Origin of the sequence: Rouxiella badensis, assembly GCF_026967515.2 — a bacterium.
Taxonomy (GTDB): Bacteria; Pseudomonadota; Gammaproteobacteria; order Enterobacterales; family Enterobacteriaceae; genus Rouxiella; species Rouxiella badensis.
Genome location: NZ_CP114062.1, coordinates 120,826 through 137,413, shown reverse-complemented (window position 1 = coordinate 137,413; position 16,588 = coordinate 120,826). Strand labels below are relative to the sequence as shown.

General features: G+C 51.0%; 16 protein-coding genes. 4 read left to right on the top strand and 12 right to left on the bottom strand.

What is annotated here, in order from left to right; translation table 11 throughout:
- The first annotated feature begins 280 nt into the window (after positions 1–280).
- Positions 281–1,573 (top strand): HAAAP family serine/threonine permease, encoded by a 1,293-nt coding sequence (locus O1V65_RS00865; protein WP_017490220.1) that lies wholly within the window; start codon positions 281–283, stop codon positions 1,571–1,573.
- A gap of 24 nt (positions 1,574–1,597) precedes the next feature.
- The gene (locus O1V65_RS00860; RefSeq protein WP_017490221.1) at positions 1,598–2,965 is read left to right on the top strand and encodes an L-serine ammonia-lyase; all 1,368 of its coding nucleotides are present in this window, start codon (positions 1,598–1,600) and stop codon (positions 2,963–2,965) included.
- Positions 2,966–3,506: 541 nt separating this feature from the next.
- Here O1V65_RS00860 and O1V65_RS00855 read toward each other — a convergent pair.
- The 3 genes from O1V65_RS00855 to O1V65_RS00845 are packed head-to-tail and all read right to left on the bottom strand — an operon-like array spanning position 3,507 to position 5,019.
- Positions 3,507–4,187: a hypothetical protein gene (locus O1V65_RS00855; protein WP_017490222.1), complete on the bottom strand. Its 681-nt coding sequence runs from the start codon at positions 4,185–4,187 to the stop codon at positions 3,507–3,509.
- 18 nt (positions 4,188–4,205) lie between these two features.
- Positions 4,206–4,877 carry an aspartate/glutamate racemase family protein gene (locus O1V65_RS00850; protein WP_269130088.1) on the bottom strand — a complete coding sequence of 224 codons (672 nt, stop codon included), beginning with the start codon at positions 4,875–4,877 and terminating at the stop codon, positions 4,206–4,208.
- Between the two features lie 25 nt (positions 4,878–4,902).
- The gene (locus tag O1V65_RS00845; protein ID WP_081601381.1) at positions 4,903–5,019 is read right to left on the bottom strand and encodes an AraC family transcriptional regulator; all 117 of its coding nucleotides are present in this window, start codon (positions 5,017–5,019) and stop codon (positions 4,903–4,905) included.
- A gap of 23 nt (positions 5,020–5,042) precedes the next feature.
- On the opposite strand from O1V65_RS00845, the gene O1V65_RS00840 reads away from it, so the two are divergent.
- Positions 5,043–5,687, top strand: a complete 645-nt coding sequence (locus O1V65_RS00840; protein WP_265578413.1) for an SDR family NAD(P)-dependent oxidoreductase — start codon at positions 5,043–5,045, stop codon at positions 5,685–5,687.
- A 6-nt stretch (positions 5,688–5,693) separates the two neighbouring features.
- On the opposite strand, the gene O1V65_RS00835 is transcribed toward O1V65_RS00840, so the two are convergent.
- The 3 genes from O1V65_RS00835 to licT form a co-directional block, all read right to left on the bottom strand.
- The gene (locus tag O1V65_RS00835) at positions 5,694–7,091 is read right to left on the bottom strand and encodes a glycoside hydrolase family 1 protein (RefSeq protein ID WP_227955805.1); all 1,398 of its coding nucleotides are present in this window, start codon (positions 7,089–7,091) and stop codon (positions 5,694–5,696) included.
- Between the two features lie 15 nt (positions 7,092–7,106).
- Positions 7,107–8,999, bottom strand: coding sequence for a PTS beta-glucoside transporter subunit IIABC (gene bglF, locus O1V65_RS00830; RefSeq protein WP_084912143.1), 1,893 nt, complete (start codon positions 8,997–8,999; stop codon positions 7,107–7,109).
- 246 nt (positions 9,000–9,245) lie between these two features.
- Positions 9,246–10,106 carry a BglG family transcription antiterminator LicT gene (gene licT / locus O1V65_RS00825; protein WP_269130087.1) on the bottom strand — a complete coding sequence of 287 codons (861 nt, stop codon included), beginning with the start codon at positions 10,104–10,106 and terminating at the stop codon, positions 9,246–9,248.
- 183 nt (positions 10,107–10,289) lie between these two features.
- On the opposite strand from licT, the gene O1V65_RS00820 reads away from it, so the two are divergent.
- Complete coding sequence (locus tag O1V65_RS00820) at positions 10,290–10,559, top strand: hypothetical protein (RefSeq protein WP_192504017.1); 270 nt, start codon at positions 10,290–10,292, stop codon at positions 10,557–10,559.
- A 60-nt stretch (positions 10,560–10,619) separates the two neighbouring features.
- Here O1V65_RS00820 and O1V65_RS00815 read toward each other — a convergent pair whose 3' ends face one another.
- From O1V65_RS00815 to O1V65_RS00790, 6 genes are all read right to left on the bottom strand, one after another.
- Positions 10,620–11,777: a DUF1615 domain-containing protein gene (locus O1V65_RS00815; protein ID WP_269130086.1), complete on the bottom strand. Its 1,158-nt coding sequence runs from the start codon at positions 11,775–11,777 to the stop codon at positions 10,620–10,622.
- Positions 11,778–11,872: 95 nt separating this feature from the next.
- The gene (locus O1V65_RS00810) at positions 11,873–12,841 is read right to left on the bottom strand and encodes a beta-propeller fold lactonase family protein (protein ID WP_165429285.1); all 969 of its coding nucleotides are present in this window, start codon (positions 12,839–12,841) and stop codon (positions 11,873–11,875) included.
- 102 nt (positions 12,842–12,943) lie between these two features.
- On the bottom strand, positions 12,944–13,573 hold the full coding sequence (locus O1V65_RS00805) for a Qnr family pentapeptide repeat protein (protein WP_139802780.1): 630 nt from the start codon (positions 13,571–13,573) through the stop codon (positions 12,944–12,946).
- A 13-nt stretch (positions 13,574–13,586) separates the two neighbouring features.
- Entirely contained in the window at positions 13,587–15,056 is a 1,470-nt protein-coding gene (locus O1V65_RS00800) for a heavy metal sensor histidine kinase (RefSeq protein WP_017490232.1), read from the bottom strand.
- The gene (locus O1V65_RS00795) at positions 15,053–15,727 is read right to left on the bottom strand and encodes a heavy metal response regulator transcription factor (RefSeq protein WP_269130085.1); all 675 of its coding nucleotides are present in this window, start codon (positions 15,725–15,727) and stop codon (positions 15,053–15,055) included. Before O1V65_RS00795 ends, O1V65_RS00800 begins: the two co-directional genes overlap by 4 nt.
- A gap of 73 nt (positions 15,728–15,800) precedes the next feature.
- Entirely contained in the window at positions 15,801–16,571 is a 771-nt protein-coding gene (locus O1V65_RS00790; RefSeq protein ID WP_017490234.1) for an alpha/beta hydrolase, read from the bottom strand.
- Between the last annotated feature and the right edge of the window lie 17 nt (positions 16,572–16,588).

Sequence of the window (16,588 nt, the reverse complement as noted above, 5' to 3'; positions counted from 1 at the left end):
TGCTACTCTGCATTCGAATATTTTTAGCATCCTGTATGGCAATTGAAAATGAATAAAACGTTAATTAATCTTTATATCAAATCAAACCCAGTACGATTCTCGTACAAGTATGAAATTACCCCTATATTAATCCATAGGTGATCCAAATCACGGACATTCATACTCCTCATGAGTATCATCCCGCCATCCAAAATCTGCCTCATTGTAGTGACGGCAGCTTTTAATATTGTGACTCAGTCTCTCATTTTGAGATGACGTAATTTTGTTCACCAGAGGTTATATGAGCAATTCTCAAGTAGAAGTACTTGCCCAGGAAGGCGTAGAAAACACCGGCGCTTGGCGTAAAACTGACACCATGTGGATGTTGGGGTTGTACGGGACGGCAATCGGCGCTGGCGTGCTTTTCCTGCCAATCAACGCCGGAATTGGTGGCCTTATTCCACTAATTATCATGGTTATTCTGGCTTTTCCAATGACCTTTTATGCCCATCGCGGCCTCACCCGATTTGTTTTATCAGGTAAGAATGCTGGGCAGGATATTACGGAAGTTGTGGAAGAGCATTTCGGAATTACCGCGGGCAAGTTTATTACCTTGCTCTACTTCTTTGCTATTTTCCCAATATTATTAGTTTACAGCGTCGCAATAACTAATACTGTTGAAAGTTTCATCACCCATCAAATGCATATGAATGCTCCGCCCCGTGCGTTATTAGCATTGATATTAATTGTTGCATTGATGGCTCTGGTTCACTTTGGCGAGCATCTTATTGTTAAGGCAATGAGCATTCTTGTTTATCCCTTTGTTATTGTTTTAATGGCGCTGTCGCTTTATCTCATTCCGCACTGGAATACCTCTATTTTCACCCACGTTTCATCCACCACAGGCGATGTAGGTCGCGGCATGTTGATGACGCTGTGGCTGGTTATTCCGGTGATGGTTTTCTCATTTAACCATTCGCCGATTATCTCCTCTTTCGCCGTGGCAAAACGCAAGGAATATGGCGACGAAGCAGAGAAAAAATGCTCTAAAATCCTCACTTTCAGTACGCTGATGATGGTTGTCACGGTGATGTTCTTTGTGTTCAGCTGCGTATTTAGCCTCTCTCCTGCTGACCTGATGGAAGCCAAAAAACAGAACATCTCAATTCTTTCCTACCTCGCCAACCATTTTCAGACACCGCTTATCGCCTATATTGCCCCGGTCATCGCCTTTATCGCTATCACCAAGTCGTTCCTCGGCCACTACCTGGGCGCGCGCGAAGGCTTTAACGGCATCGTGACCAAATCACTGCGCAGCCGCGGCAAGACAATCAGCAGCGCGAAAATGAATCGCATTACGGCAGTATTCATGCTGCTTTCAACCTGGGCAATCTCCACGTTGAACCCAAGTATTCTGGGCCTGATTGAAACACTGGGCGGCCCAATCATCGCGATGCTGCTGTTCCTTATGCCGATGTATGCGATTCGCAAAGTCCCGGCGATGAGAAAGTATTCAGGTCATATCAGCAACGGCTTTATCGTCATAATGGGCCTGATCGCAATGTCTGCGATTGTTTATAGCCTGTTCGGTTAATGCAGCAAGCCCGAGGGGACCACAATGATTAGCGTTTTCGACATTTTTAAAATTGGTATCGGCCCGTCAAGCTCGCATACCGTCGGCCCAATGAAAGCGGGTAAGGCTTTTATGGATGAGCTCGCCGCAGCAGGTTTGCTGGCAAGCACTACGCGCCTGCAGGTGGATGTCTATGGCTCTCTGTCACTGACGGGGAAAGGACACCATACCGATATCGCCATCATTATGGGTCTCGCGGGCAATCTCCCCGATTCTGTTGATATCGATTCAATCGCACCGTTTATTGCCCAGGTTCAGCTTAGTGGTCGCCTGCCTCTGACTGCTTTCGGTAAAGAGGTCGACTTTGTGTTGCCGGACAGCCTGAAGTTTCACGACAACAATCTGCCGCGCCATGAAAATGGCATGAAGATAAGCGCCTACGCTCAGGATACGTTGCTACACAGCCAGACCTATTACTCTATCGGCGGCGGATTTATTGTCACCGATGCCGAGTTCGGCGAGAGTGAAATGAATCCCGTGACGGTGCCCTATCCGTTTAATTCAGCGGCAGATTTACAGAAACACTGCGACGAGTCAGGTCTTTCACTCTCGGCCGTCATGATGCAGAACGAGCTGGCGCTAAACGACAAATCGTCGATTGAGGCACACTTTGCCGCCATCTGGCAGGTTATGAAAGAAGGCATCGAGCGAGGAATCCACACCGAAGGCATGCTGCCGGGTCCGATGAAAGTCAGACGACGCGCTGCGGCGCTGCGTAATATTCTGGTGACACAGGGTAAAAACAGCATCGACCCCATGGGCGTTGTCGACTGGATAAACATGTACGCGATGGCGGTTAATGAAGAAAATGCGGCGGGAGGCCGGGTCGTGACTGCGCCGACCAATGGTGCATGCGGGATAATTCCTGCCGTATTGACCTACTACGACCAGTTTATTCGCCCACTCAGCCCGGACGCCAGCGGGCGTTTCTTCCTCGCTGCCGGTGCGGTGGGCGCATTATTCAAGATGAATGCCTCGATTTCCGGCGCCGAAGTGGGCTGTCAGGGAGAAGTCGGCGTCGCATGCTCGATGGCAGCGGCAGGCCTCACAGAATTGCTGGGCGGTAACACGGTTCAGGTATTTATCGCTGCCGAAATCGCGATGGAACATCACCTCGGGCTCACCTGCGATCCGGTCGCCGGGCAAGTCCAGGTTCCTTGCATCGAGCGCAATGCTATTTCGTCGGTCAAGGCCGTTAACGCATCAAGAATGGCGTTGCGTCGCACCTGTAAGCCACAGGTTTGCCTCGATAAAGTCATTGAAACCATGTACGAAACCGGTAAAGACATGAACGCCAAATACCGTGAAACCTCGCGCGGCGGTCTGGCTATTAAAGTCGTGCCCTGTCATTAACTGACACTTTCCCCTTATCCAAAGGCTTACATGAAAAGTAAGCCTTTTTTCTGCCTAAAATGCCAATACTGCGCTTTACACATCGATTCTTAACCTTACCGGACGATGACAAAACCATACATTAGGTTTGGTATCTTAAATTCATCGAGAGAAAGTGATGTCCCTGTGTGAATGTGTGAACCAGTAATGTAGTAGGCAGTTGTGATACCCCTGTAAGAACCCTGTTGTGTAGAAACCCTGTAGTACCCCTGTTATTTGCCCGCCGATGTGCGGGCTTTTTTTTACCCATTTTTCGGCAAAGATTCCCCAATCTTTCAGAATGAAAGACAACAAAAAGGCCTGTCATAATGACAGGCCTTTTTGATTAATCCCCTTTCCCGGCGCTTATCTCCGGCACTCGTTTAAAACGGCGTTAGCTCTGCAAGGGGATGAGTCTGATAATACGCCTCTGGCAGTTTGGTTTTTAACAATAATTGCTCTGCTAATAGTTACTCGCTTTACCACTTGTGTTTTCTGGAAATTTTTTGCTCTCGACACAGCACTATCGCAGGTAGAGAGTCCTCTCCCATCTGTAGTCCGTAAGTACTAGCCGCAGAGTGGATAAAACTTCACCATAATCATCGGCAATATGGTCGATAACAAACTGACGCAGCGCGGTTGGCATTCTTTCGGCGTTATAGCGCAACAGCGTGCTGTGCCAAAAAACCTGCGGTATGGCGCCTTTATGGCAGGCTAAGACTTCTTCGCGCACGCTCGACCCGAGCACTCTGGCCGTAAGATCCTGCCTGCGCCAGTAGCTGTGCTCGTCGGGAAAACCGGCCAGCAAAATTTGATCTGCAAGCGCTAATAACCTCAGCCCGGAGATATGCACTGGCTGGTCGGCGCAGCATTGTTCGAAAATAGTCAGCAAGTCGGGGCTGATATCCTGGGCCTTTTCCGGTCCGTATTTCTGCGTCCCAATAGCCAGATAGGTAAAGTGTATCGCCTCCGATGACATCACCTCGGCGAGCGAATCGCCTTCGGTTAGCTGCCTGAGCTGAGCCAGCAGTGCGAGAATTTTAGAGTTCAGCGGAGGTTTAATGGCGATGGTTTGACACAGCAGCGTAGGATGAAAAAATGGCGTGGCACGCCGCACACCTATATCCGCAGACTTTTGCCACAGCGCCTCGGTTCTGGACTGTGCATTATCGTAAGCCTGCTGAATTTCCTGTCTCCAGCCCATGAAAACCTCTCGTCCACGTTAACTGTTTAGTAATTTCCTGACGGCAAGTCCGGCCGCCAAGACCGGGTTCACCACCGGTATTGAGGTATAAGGGGCCACCAGCGCGGCAACGTCGGTAGTGGCCATGCCGGTGCAGGCCAAAGCAACCACCTTAGCGCCGTCTTTTTCACAGCCCAGCACCGCCTCGATAATCGCCGCTTTGCCCGCCTCGCTATGAATATCGTGGGTGCAGTTTACGCCCTTCGGCTGTCGATAAGTGCGCAGTCTGTCGTGTAAAACCTCATAAAATATTGCCGGTGCTCGCGGTTCGATCCCAATGGCCCCCACGCTGTGGCTGAAGGTAAGCGCCTGCTCACAACAGGACTGCCCGGCACCGACAACGGGAATGCTGAGCAACTGACGCAGCTGTTTTACCGCCGGATCCGAGGCACAGCTTATCAAAAGAATATCGTAGGATTTTTGCAGCTCAAGGCCGAGAGCCAGAAGTTTTGGCACGGCGAGCGCCAGCGTTTGCTCATCATGGATACCGTCATACTGCTCCGGCAGACAGTAAGTTGTCATCGCCAATTCTGGATGATTTGCAATGATAATATTCTGATGAATATCCAGGAAATCCTTATCCTGCGAGGTCACTACGCGTATTAATGCAACCTTTGCCTGCGCTTGTTGTTTTAGTAATTCTGCGTTCATGCATTTTCCCCCGGAATGAAGTCGGCTAATCAGCCGCACCCTCAGCGGCCTGCTGGCGATACTGTTTTGGTGAGCAGGACATAATACGCTTAAACGCGTGACTAAACGCACTGTCTGAATCATAACCCAAAGACTGACCGATGGAAGATTAACGGGGCAGGAATTATGATAGCGCCACTGACCCGCGACGCACGTGGCTATGAGTCACAGTTTTCCACTAACCATCTGGGGCATTTTCAGCTTACGGCGCGGCTGTTTCCGGCGTTAAGACAGGCAAACGGGGCCCGCGTGGTCTGCGTCTCTTCCGCCGGTCATCGCCTGTCAGACATTCACTTCGAAGATCCTAACTATTATCACCGACCTTATGAAAAATGGCCGGCATACGGGCAGTCCAAAACGGCTAACGTTCTGTTTGCGCTAGCGTTAGACACGTTGGGTAAAAACGTTGGCGTACGCGCTTTCTCCCTGCATCCCGGGGCAATATTTACCCCACTACTGCGCTTTATGGCCCATGAAGACTATGGTGTTGTGGGTGCCCTCAACGAGCAGGGTGAAATAAAAACCACCGCAGAAGCTGGATTCAAGACGCCGGAGCAAGGCGCGGCCACCGCCGTCTGGTGTGCAACCAGCCCGCAGTTGGAGGGTCGAGGTGGGGTGTACTGCGAAGACTGCGACATCGCCACACTAAAGATTGAAAAAGACGCCCTTCATGGCGTGATGCCGTGGGCGGTCGATGCTGAGTCTGCGCACAAGCTCTGGAAGTTAAGCGAACAACTCACCGGCGTCACCTTTAACCCCGATGAGTCGTAGGGAGGCTTAGCGCTTCAGCGCTGCGCCGTTGCTTTGAATCACTTCTTTATACCAATAGAAGCTTTTCTTGCGGCGGCGCTCCAGCGTGCCATTGCCCTGGTCATCTCTGTCGACATAAATGAAGCCATAGCGTTTAGAGAACTCCGCCTTTGAGGCGCTCACCAGATCGATAGGTCCCCAACTGGTATAGCCTAACACCTCGACCCCGTCCTGAATCGCCTCACCAATCTGCACCAGATGATCGTTCAGATAGGAAATACGGTAGTCGTCGATGATTTCGCCATTAGCCTGCGGCTTATCATAAGCGCCCAATCCATTCTCAACGATAAACAGAGGTATCTGATAACGGTCGTAAAGCTCATTCATCAGAATTCGAATACCCTGTGGGTCAATCTGCCAACCCCAGTCGGAACTTGCCAGATGCGGGTTCGGCACCATAGAAAGAATATTGCCACGCGCTTTCTGATTAAGCTCTTCGTCGGTGGTCACGCAGCCCGTCATGTAGTAGCTGAACGAAATAAAATCGATGGTCGATTTCAGCGCCTGTCGGTCTTCGTTGGTGATATTGATTTCAATACCGCGATCGGCGAAGAAACGTTTCATATAAGCCGGGTAGCTACCGCGAACCTGTACGTCGCCGAAGAACAGCCATTCGCGATTTTGCTGCAAAGTCTCCATCACGTCTTCCGGCTTACTGCTCAGCGGATACAGCAATCCCCCCAACAGCATGTTGCCGATTTTAGCGTCCGGGATTATCTCGTGACAGGCTTTAACCGCCTTGGCGCTCGCCACCAACTGATGGTGAATGGCCTGATAAATATCCTGCTTCGAGCTGTTTTCCGGCAAACCCACGCCGGTCAGCGGAGCATGAAGTGACATATTGATCTCATTAAAGGTCAGCCAATATTTCACTTTATGCTGATAGCGCTGGAAAACGGTGCGCGCATAGCGCTCGAAAAACTCGATAGTTTTACGGTTGCCCCAGCCACCGTGCTTCTGCACCAGGCCATAAGGCATTTCATAGTGAGAGAGCGTGACCAGTGGCGCAATATTGTATTTCGCCATCTCGTCGAACAGGCGGTCATAAAATGCCAAACCGGCCTCGTTAGGTTCAAGCTCATCGCCCTGTGGAAAAATACGCGTCCAGGCGATTGAGGTCCGCAAACAGCTAAATCCCATTTCTGCAAACAGCTTAATATCTTCCGGATAACGATGATAAAAGTCGATGGCCACGTCTTTGATGCCGCGGTCACCGGCCACACGCTCAACCACACCGCCGAAGATACCTTTTGGCTGCACGTCAGAGGTCGACAGCCCTTTGCCATCGGTCAGATAGGCGCCTTCCACTTGGTTGGCCGCTACCGCCCCGCCCCATAAGAAATTTTTTGGAAATTGTTGGCTCATCGTCTTTCTCCTGTGTTAACGCACCAAGGTCAATAAAGGGGTATTTTCTTGAATGTCCTGCACGTCATTGATAATGACGTCGGCAAAGTCGTCGCTATTGGTAATCAGAATCGGCGTATCCAGGCTGTAGCCCTCGCGGCGAATAGCCTCACCGTCGAATTCGAGCAGCAGTTGTCCGCGAATAACCTCATCGCCTTCACTGACGTGCGGGGTAAAATATTTTCCGTCGAGTTTCACGGTGTCTATTCCGACGTGGATTAGGATTTCGGCGCCTTGCGGCGACTCAAGCCCAATAGCATGGAAAGTTTTAAACAATGAGGCGACCTTGCCGTCTATCGGCGATACCACACGCCCTACCGTCGGGGTAATGAACGCCCCTTTGCCCAGCAGACCACCGGCAAAAATCGGGTCACTGATGTTTTCCAGCGGGTGCAGCTGGCCGCTCATCGGACTATAGATTTTTTCAAGCGCCGCTTCGCCATGGGTCGTTGAGGTCAATGGTGCAGGCTCCACCTCCTGCACCTGGACCTGAGGTTTCGCGGCGGGCTTCATGCCGAAGAAATAAGTCAGCAGCGTTGCGAGGGTCAGCGAGATCAGCAGGCCAATGATTGCCGCGACCACCGTGAAGTCGAAACCGGTGGGAGGAATAAGCTGGGCCAGCGTGAAGATGCTTGCAAAACCAAACGAGTAAACCGCCGTCTGGAAATAGCCGATGATCCCGGCTCCAATCGCCCCGCCGACGCAACCAAAAATAAATGCACGACGGTTTGGCAACGTAATGCCATAGACTGCAGGCTCGGTGATCCCGCAAATTCCCGCCGCCATTGCCGAAGCCGCATTGCCTTTCAACTGGGCGTCTTTGGTGCGTAGAAAAATGCCCAACGTTGCGCCAACCTGCCCGAAAATAGCCGGAACCAGCAGAGGGATGAGCGTGTCGTGCCCAACAACGCTGAGGTTATTGACCATGATAGGCACGATGCCCCAATGAATGCCGAACATCACACAAACCTGCCACAGGCCGCCCATCAACATGCCGGCAATGACCGAGTTAAAGCCGTAAATCAGCTCGTAGCCTTGCGCAAGCATATTGCTCAGCCAGGTTGCGGCGGGGCCGATAATCAGGAAGGTCAGCGGCACCACAATCGCGATACACAACAGCGGCGTGACAAAGTTTCTCACCGCACTGGGCAAGCGAGGATGTACGCCGCGCTCAATTTTGCAAGAGAGCCAGCAGGCCAACACCACCGGAATAACGGAAGAACCGTAGTTGATCATCACAACAGGTATGCCGAAGAAATGATGCGGCTGCGCGCCCGGCAGCTGTGAAGCGGTAAAGGCGGCGAGCATCAGCGGATGGGTTAAGGCACCGCCGATGGCCATCCCGACAAACGGGTTACCCTGGAATTTTTTACAGGCAGAATAGCCAAGGAAGATAGGCAGAAAATGAAACATCGCGTCGCTGGCGGCGAACAGAATCTGATAGGTGCCGCTTTGCGGAGTCGCCCATCCGGCAGCCAGGGAGATAGAAAGCAGCCCTTTAAGCACCCCACCGGCAATCAAGATACCGATAAATGGCGTAAAAATGGCAGAAATAATATCGATAAGCCGAGCCAACAGCCCTTCTTTAGCGGTGCTTTCGTTGTTCACAGGCTGTGAAGGTGAAGCGTCGAGCTGCTCTGCTATTGGCTTATAAACCTGATCGACATCGTTGCCAATGACCACCTGATACTGGCCGCCGCTTTCCACAACCATGATGACGCCGGGCGTTTTTTTTAAGGCTTCTGTGTGCGCTTTGCTACTGTCACGCAGTTTGAATCTCAAGCGCGTAGCGCAGTGAACCAGGCTGACCACGTTCCCCGTTCCGCCGACGCCGCCTAACACCTCGGAAGCTAATTCTTTATATTTCATCGTGTTTACCTTCTTCCCTGTACAGATATGAGGCTTGATAACTCGCGTTTTCCGGAATTCAGGCCAAAAAAAAACCTAAACCGATATCCTGTTAGCGGCACATGAATGCCGTAACAAAAAATCGGTTTAGGTTTTGCCTGCTTTCCAGTAACAATCCTAACTTTCGGTAAACAGCATGCCCTGAGAGAAAGCTTTACTCAAGCACGCGTCTCACCGTCGTTTGGATTTTGTGAGCGATCTCTCGAATCACTCCCCTTCAACCGCTGGCTGATTGAGCGTTTCTTTACGCACCCTTTCGATGTGAATCGTCAGAAACATTTTTTCTTCTTTAGTCAGCGCGTAAAGATAATTTTTCTGAATATGACGCTCCACGGTCAGCACGCACTGGTAGGCTTGAGGATAGAGATTTTTGACCTCATCGTGCAGCGACTCGTCTTCATTACGGACCAGTATGCTACTGAGCATTCGCTGGGCGAAAAATTTTAGATGGGTAATAAAACGATGATAACTCAGGCTATCTTCCCGGTAATCGAGGCGCAGCTGGTATTTCACGATGTGCATAATTTGCTGAATAATCCGTGTGACCTGTACCACCTCAGACATCTCGCCCTGTAGCTGCCCCTTCACCAAATGCTGTGCGATATAGCCCGCTTCGTCCTCAGGTAAGCGCACGCCGAGGCGCTGCTCGATGATGTCTAACGCTTCAAGGCTAACGGCAAATTCACGGTGGTAAACCCGTTTGATATCCCAAAGCAGTGCATTGGGCAATGAAATCCCTTGCCTGAAACGTTCAAGTGCAAAATGGCAGTGATCGGTCAGGGCAATATACAGATTATTACCAAGCTGCTGCCCAAGACGCGACTGCGCAAGATCGATGATTTTTTCGGTCGTGGTCAGCACCTCCAGCGGAATTTCGGCCAGCAGCTCGCTGAGTCGAGCATTAAGCGCATTGCCCTGTAGCGAGAAAATCTTCTCGACCTGCGACATATCGAGGCGTTCGCCGACTCTTTTTTGGAAAGCCAATCCTTTGCCCATCATGACCTGTTCATGAAGAGAATCATCGACGGCAATGACCGCGTTATTGTTTAGAATTTTTATAATTTTCATCATGTTCCCTGAATGAAAAAGGATAACGCCAGTGCGTGTCCTTCGCTGATAACGGTGAAAGAGTCCGTAAAAACAGCGGATAACAAGCATTATTATTTGAGTAAACGGCAGGAAAAAGCGAGGACTCGTTTCTTATTGAGTAAAATTGGGGTAGGGTTTGCGGGTTTTAAACAGGAGGCTGAAATGAGCGAAGAAAATTTATCCCAAAGAATCGATCAACTGGAACGCATCAACCGTGAGCTGTTGGTTCAAATATCTGCCATGCGCATGCTGTTTGGCAGCGTCGGCAACACCATGAATGCGCAGTTTGAAAATAGCTTCACGACCGGGGTAAAAACCTTCGTGGAACGTGAGAAAGAAGCGTTGAACGCCAGCGAGATTGATGAGGCGTCGAAGAAATTCCGCACTGACGTGCTTAACTGCGTGTCTTCTCTGCTGCCAACCGTTATTTAAGTATCAACACCCTGCATTTGTTCATTAATGCAGGGTGGATTTTATCAACAAAATAACGCGTTAACCTCGAGTCAGGCACTGACGTCTGCGCTCGTCCACGCGCTGGGCAAACCAGGCGGTGGTCAGATTTCGGGTTATTTTAGGGCTGTTTAGCTCAATCCCCGGCAGCATTTCTCGCGGCACCTTTTTACCCGCCGTTTTATCGGCGAGCGCAAACACTAACTTCCAGGTCGGCGTCTTCTCAAAATCGATTGACTCACCCAGCCTGAGATCGCGAGAAATATCCGAATTACTCAGACTCAGCCTTTTACTCAGCCTGCGCACGGCCATTTCGGTTTTCCCCGTCGTATCGCTGTAGCTCACCACGTCGCCATCAAGCGCCAACTTTACCCCGGATAAACGACTCACCGCCTGCTGAAAGGCTGCATTTCGGCTGGCATAAAAACCCGCGTTATAGTCGGCGAAGCGGTAAATCGGCTCACTGTAATGCGTCGGATAACCGAGCAAATGCGCGATACCGAAATACATGCCCCCTCTGCGGCTAAATACTTCGCGACGAATAGTGCCGTCAATGGGATACGGGTAGCCACTCGCCTTAGATTCGGCAAAGGCGACACTGACCTGCATCGGGCCGCCGGTATGCACCGGATTAAGGTTGCCAAACAGCTTCTGCCCCATAGGCACCATGCCGATAAAGTCGTCGAAAATCGCGCTTAGCTCTTTCTCGCTGCGAACGTTGTCCAGGCGATCGCTATAGGACTTGCCGTTGGGAGAGTTGATTTTTAGCGCGGTATGAACCAAGAATGCAGGAATATGAACCTCGGCCGCCCGTCTATCTATCTCTTTCCAGGCGATTTTCCCCAAACCTGGCACCGGCGCATTGGCGTTAAAGTTGGATTCTTGTTCAGTGACCGCCAATACGGCGCAGATATTTTCCGTCGTCGGGTCGATTTTTTGCGTGATAAACGCGGTGCTGATGTCCTTCGCCCATCCCTGTTTATCGGCAACGTTGGCCGGCATCAGTGACATAATATCCGCTCGTACCTGTTCAGGTCGCTGGGTGCTGACGGTATTTTTTTCGGAACTGCATCCTGCGAGCAGTGAAAGAAGCAAAGCGCCAACCACCGGCTGCGTGCGCAGTTTCAGCAGAATGCGCGCACGAGGCAACAGTGCCACTTGGCGAGCGTTGTTGGTAAATAAAACGTTATTGAGCGTCATGTTTTCCCTGAATAATCAAACCAGTCACCTGGTCCGATTATTCACAGAATGAACGACAACAACAAAGCTTTTATTTACCAAGGTTGGCAGGAAAATTACGCCGCCTTCTCGACAAAATAGTTCAGAACCTCACAGCCTTTCCCCACGGACGGGGTTGCAATCACCCTTTTGCTGGCGATATCAATAATACTCACCGTACCGTCAGCTTCGTTAGCGATGAGAAGGCGCTTATTATCCGGACTGAAGCAACCGTCCATCGGCTTATTACCGACGTTAAAGCAGGCTACTTCATTTAGGCCGCCATCAAACAGGGTCGCGACCGGCTCTTGATCGCCAATCACAATGAGATATTCACCATCTTGACTGAAACGGACAATTTGCGCCCCTTTCTTATGCCCACGCAGTGGAACATATCTTTTAATTTTATGCGTTTGGCTATCAATAATAACTAGTTCAGGTTTATCGGCATTGCTGGTCACAATAAATGGCGCATGCGGTGCAGCGGAAATACCGTTCACACCTCCCGGCATGTCAATATTATCGATGACTTTCCCATTAGTATTTTTTAATTCTACGACCGTGACGCTGGCATCTTCCTCGTTGTCTGTGAACAACTTATTTCCTTCCGGTGTTACGCTCAGACGATGCGTATAGGTTGAAGGTACAGAAATTTGGCGGATAACTTTATCGGTTTTAGGGTCGATGACGGCTATCGTGGCGCTATTTTCACAGCAGAGATAGACGTTGCCATCGGCACCGAGACGCGCGGTGTGCGGTGCTTCAAGCGGGCTAAGCTCAATGAATCCGCTGAGTTCATGGTTGATAAGACTAATAACGGCAACCTGATGCTGAGGATGTGGATTATCGCCATGAATGCCGTCGCCAAATATCGGCACATAGGCTTTATCGTGTTCAGGAATAATCAACAATTCATGGGGATTGCGTGGGAATCCGGTTAATACTTTCTCTACTTCCAATGTTTCTGGATGCAAAAATAATACGCGACCACCCTGCTTATCTACCGCAATAATACCGTACCGGTTGTTATTTTCTGATAAAGACATGTCAGCTCCGTGATATTTTCAATAAGAAATACGGGTAATAGCCCTATGCTGTTAACTGTACTCATAAGGATAGTCGCTTATTTCCACTATCGCGATAGCGTATTAAACCGAGCTCACCACAATCAGACCAATCCGTTCCAATAACTGCGCCTGCTGCCATATATCAATCTTCACTCCGTCAAGGCTAACGCGGCGGATATTTAAATCCCCCAGCTCTGAACGCGTTAAGTCGCAAAAGGTGAAATCTGCCGTCGTCCAGTCTATTTGATGAAACTCTCCGCCAGACAAGTCTGACCCCCTAAAACTGGCCCCCAGTATATTGGCACCGGTCCAACGGTTTTCCCATAATTCGCATTTTTCGAGCACGACTTTCTGAAAGTTGGCATAGCTAAAATTATTCTTGGTGAGATAGGCTCGGCAAAAATAAGAGCGGCTGGTGATCATATTCATGAAACTGGCACCGCGAAAGTCAGCCCCTGACGCTTTACACTCACGGATTTCGCAGCCAATAGCCTCTACGTGTTTAAAATCGGCCATGGTCAAATCACAGCGCACGAAGCTGCTTTCTCGCAGGTTGGCACGCTGAAAACAGCAGCCAACCTGCTGACTGTCATCATAAAAATCACAGTCAATGAACTCGCTTTCTGACAAGTCAGCGCCGCTAAAATCACAGCGGATAAAGCGGCAGTTTTGCAATTTCTCATCGCAAAAAGTGGCGTCATCGAAACGCATATCGCTGTAGGTTTTATTTTGGACGGTCATTTTCCCTCTGGGTATTTTTCGGAAAGGGTTCAGGCATTTTCAGCGGGAAAAACAGCGTAAATCGCGTCTCGCGGTTTTCACTGGTGACGTCCCAACGCCCCTGATGCAGGTTCATGATGCTGCGTACAATAGACAAACCCAGTCCGCTTGATTGGGATCGGGTATTACGCGACACGTCGGCGCGATAAAATCTGTCAAAGAGTCGCGCCAGATGCTGCGACTCGATAGTCGGGCCGAGATTAGTCACGCTGATGCAGGTACCTTTAGGCATTTGCTCGGCCAGCAGCAAGATTTCAGAACCAGGATCGGCATAACGAATCGCATTGGCCAACAGGTTTGCCAGCGCGCGGCGCAGCAGGTTGGCATCCGCCCAGACGCTGCCGTCGCTGCGTAATTTAAGCCTCACATGACGTTCATCCGCGGGACCTTCAAAGTATTCTCCCACCCGCTCAAACTCGTCGGCAAGCGTAAGTTGGGCACGCTCAATGGCGTGGTCCGCGTGCTCGGCGCGCGCCAAAAAGAGCATGTTATCGGTCATTTTAGACAACCGCAGCAGCTCCTCAAAATTCGAACCCAACAGTTTCTCATAGTACTCGACTCCGCGACGCTGGCTTAGCGCGACCTCCGTTTGCCCAAGCAGATTGCCAATCGGCGTGCGGAGATCGTGCGCCATATCCGCCGAAACCTGACTCAACTGGGTAAAGCTTATCTCCAGCCTGTCGAGCATTTCATTAAATGCCTCGATAAGCGTCGACAGCTCTCGCGGTGCCTGAGTGCTGTCAATTCGCACCGACAAATTACGAATGCCAATTTCGGCGGTTTGCCCGGCAAGACGCCGCAGTGGGCTAAGCCCGCGCCGGGCAATGAGATAAGCCAATAGCGCAGTTAATGCCCCCGCCCCCAGCGCAAGCAGGAAAATCTGTTCGCGATAGACCTCTAAAATCCGCGTACGTTCGGTCATCAGTCGGCCGCTGATAATCTCAAGATCATGCGGCGAATCCGAGGTTTGTGCCGCGGCAGAGACCGAGATAAATGGCGTGTCGTCGCGCGAGGCACTGTGCTGAACTGCCGCAAGCGTGAGATCTTTATTGGCAGGAACAGGGGGAATATCAGGCACCGGTGAATGGCCGGGATTGACTTCAATAAGCGGGGGTTGGCCGGGAAAACGCAGCACCAGCAGCGATTCCTGGTTGCCCAGCATGTTGGCAAACAACTGAGGTTTCTCGTGGATCAGATTGATCACGTCTTCGTCACGAAGCAGAGTACGGATCTGTTCTACGCGGGTCAGCAACGCGCCGTCATCGCGGAGACTGATCTGTTTTTCCAGCGTGCGATATAGCGTAAAACCGACGGCGGCGATCACTATAAATGAAAGTAACGCAAAAATGATCGACAGACGCGTGGTGAGCGAAATGTGTTGCCAGGCGCTGAGACGTGAGCGGGCAGGTTTCATGATTCGTCTTCGCAGCGGTAACCGACGCCGTGAACGGTATGGATCAGCTTGAGATCGAAGGGATCGTCAATTTTCTGCCGCAGGCGGCGCACCGCAACATCGACGACGTTGGTATCGCTGTCGAAATTCATGTCCCACACTCGCGAGGCTATCACCGAGCGCGAAAGCACCTGCCCTTCGTGCTGCATAAACAGCTGAAGTAAATTAAATTCTTTATTGGTCAATGTAATACGCGTTCCGGCGCGGATAACCCGCCGTTTGGGAATGTCTATCTGCAGGTCGGCCAACTCGACTATTTCTTCCTGCTTAACCCGTGCTCCACGGCGCAGTGCGACGCGAATTCGCGCCAAAAGCTCGGCAAAGGAAAAAGGTTTAACCAGATAGTCGTCGGCACCGAGGTCCAGCCCTTTGAGCTTGTCCTCCAGCGTGCCGCGTGCGGTCAGGAACAGCACCGGCGTTTTCAGCTGTTTGTCGAGGCGTCTCATCACTTCCCAGCCGTCCATTTCAGGCATCATCACGTCGAGCAGTATGAGATCGTAGAGAAATTCTTGCGCCAGATGCAGACCGTCGAGGCCATTAGTCGCCACATCGACTACGTATCCTTCCTCTGTCAGGCCGCTGCGCATATATTCCCCGGCTTTGGGTTCATCTTCAATGACCAGAATTCTCACATTGCTTCCCCCGTTATGCATAAAACAGCGGGCGCACGCATAAGACTGCGCCCTGCCGGGTTAACCACTACGACTATTTCAGTGCGTGCTGCGCTGCCTGCTCAATCAAAGCGGCCACTTCTTTAGGGTGAGATTCATATACCGAGTGGCTTGCTCCCGGAATTTCAACCTTATGGCTGTGAGCACGTGCGGCATACATGCGTTCAAGATCGGGATTAATGATTTTGTCGGATTCAGCCACCATATACCAACTCGGTTTTACCTTCCACGCTGGGTCAGGAATATTCGCGGTGAAGACGCTGGCGTTGGTGGGCATCTGCGCGTTGGCTTCAAACTGCGCCTCTTTCAACGGCAGGTCGGCGGCAAAGTCGGACGGGAAGTATTGCGGCTTGATGGTCAGATAGCCGTCTGCTGATTTGGCAAAAGGATGCGCCGAATTTGGGAACTTCTTACCGTTGCTGGCTTCGGTTTCACCGGCGTCGAGAGCGTGTGCGGCGATATAGACTAGGCCTGCAACATGTGAATCATTCCCTGCTTCGGTAATGATTGCGCCGCCGTAGCTGTGTCCTACCAGAATAGCCTGACCCTTTTGCTCATCAAGAATGCGTTTGGTGGCGGTGACGTCATCATTAAAGGAGGTCAGCGGTTCCTGGACCAGCGTCACGTTATAGCCGTCCTGGGTCAGAATATCGTACACAGGACGCCAGCCCGAACCGCCCACAAATGCACCATGAACCAGAACAATATTTTTAACCGGCGCCGCCAAAGCCGGTGCCGCCGCACCCGCGAACAGTAATGCAGTAATAGACGAAGTAATCAGACGTTTTTTAAATGAGTTTTTCATGATTTTTCCTTAATGAT

Bases quoted from the DNA above. Each gene is read 5' to 3' on its own strand.
- O1V65_RS00850 (WP_269130088.1), bottom strand. From the start codon at position 4,877: ATGAACGCAGAATTACTAAAACAACAAGCGCAGGCAAAGGTTGCATTA.
- O1V65_RS00865 (WP_017490220.1), top strand. From the start codon at position 281: ATGAGCAATTCTCAAGTAGAAGTACTTGCCCAGGAAGGCGTAGAAAAC.
- O1V65_RS00800 (WP_017490232.1), bottom strand. From the start codon at position 15,056: ATGAAACCTGCCCGCTCACGTCTCAGCGCCTGGCAACACATTTCGCTC.
- O1V65_RS00805 (WP_139802780.1), bottom strand. From the start codon at position 13,573: ATGCGTTTCGATGACGCCACTTTTTGCGATGAGAAATTGCAAAACTGC.
- O1V65_RS00820 (WP_192504017.1), top strand. From the start codon at position 10,290: ATGAGCGAAGAAAATTTATCCCAAAGAATCGATCAACTGGAACGCATC.
- O1V65_RS00810 (WP_165429285.1), bottom strand. From the start codon at position 12,841: ATGTCTTTATCAGAAAATAACAACCGGTACGGTATTATTGCGGTAGAT.
- O1V65_RS00835 (WP_227955805.1), bottom strand. From the start codon at position 7,091: ATGAGCCAACAATTTCCAAAAAATTTCTTATGGGGCGGGGCGGTAGCG.
- licT (WP_269130087.1), bottom strand. From the start codon at position 10,106: ATGAAAATTATAAAAATTCTAAACAATAACGCGGTCATTGCCGTCGAT.
- O1V65_RS00860 (WP_017490221.1), top strand. From the start codon at position 1,598: ATGATTAGCGTTTTCGACATTTTTAAAATTGGTATCGGCCCGTCAAGC.
- bglF (WP_084912143.1), bottom strand. From the start codon at position 8,999: ATGAAATATAAAGAATTAGCTTCCGAGGTGTTAGGCGGCGTCGGCGGA.
- O1V65_RS00840 (WP_265578413.1), top strand. From the start codon at position 5,043: ATGATAGCGCCACTGACCCGCGACGCACGTGGCTATGAGTCACAGTTT.
- O1V65_RS00855 (WP_017490222.1), bottom strand. From the start codon at position 4,187: ATGGGCTGGAGACAGGAAATTCAGCAGGCTTACGATAATGCACAGTCC.
- O1V65_RS00790 (WP_017490234.1), bottom strand. From the start codon at position 16,571: ATGAAAAACTCATTTAAAAAACGTCTGATTACTTCGTCTATTACTGCA.
- O1V65_RS00815 (WP_269130086.1), bottom strand. From the start codon at position 11,777: ATGACGCTCAATAACGTTTTATTTACCAACAACGCTCGCCAAGTGGCA.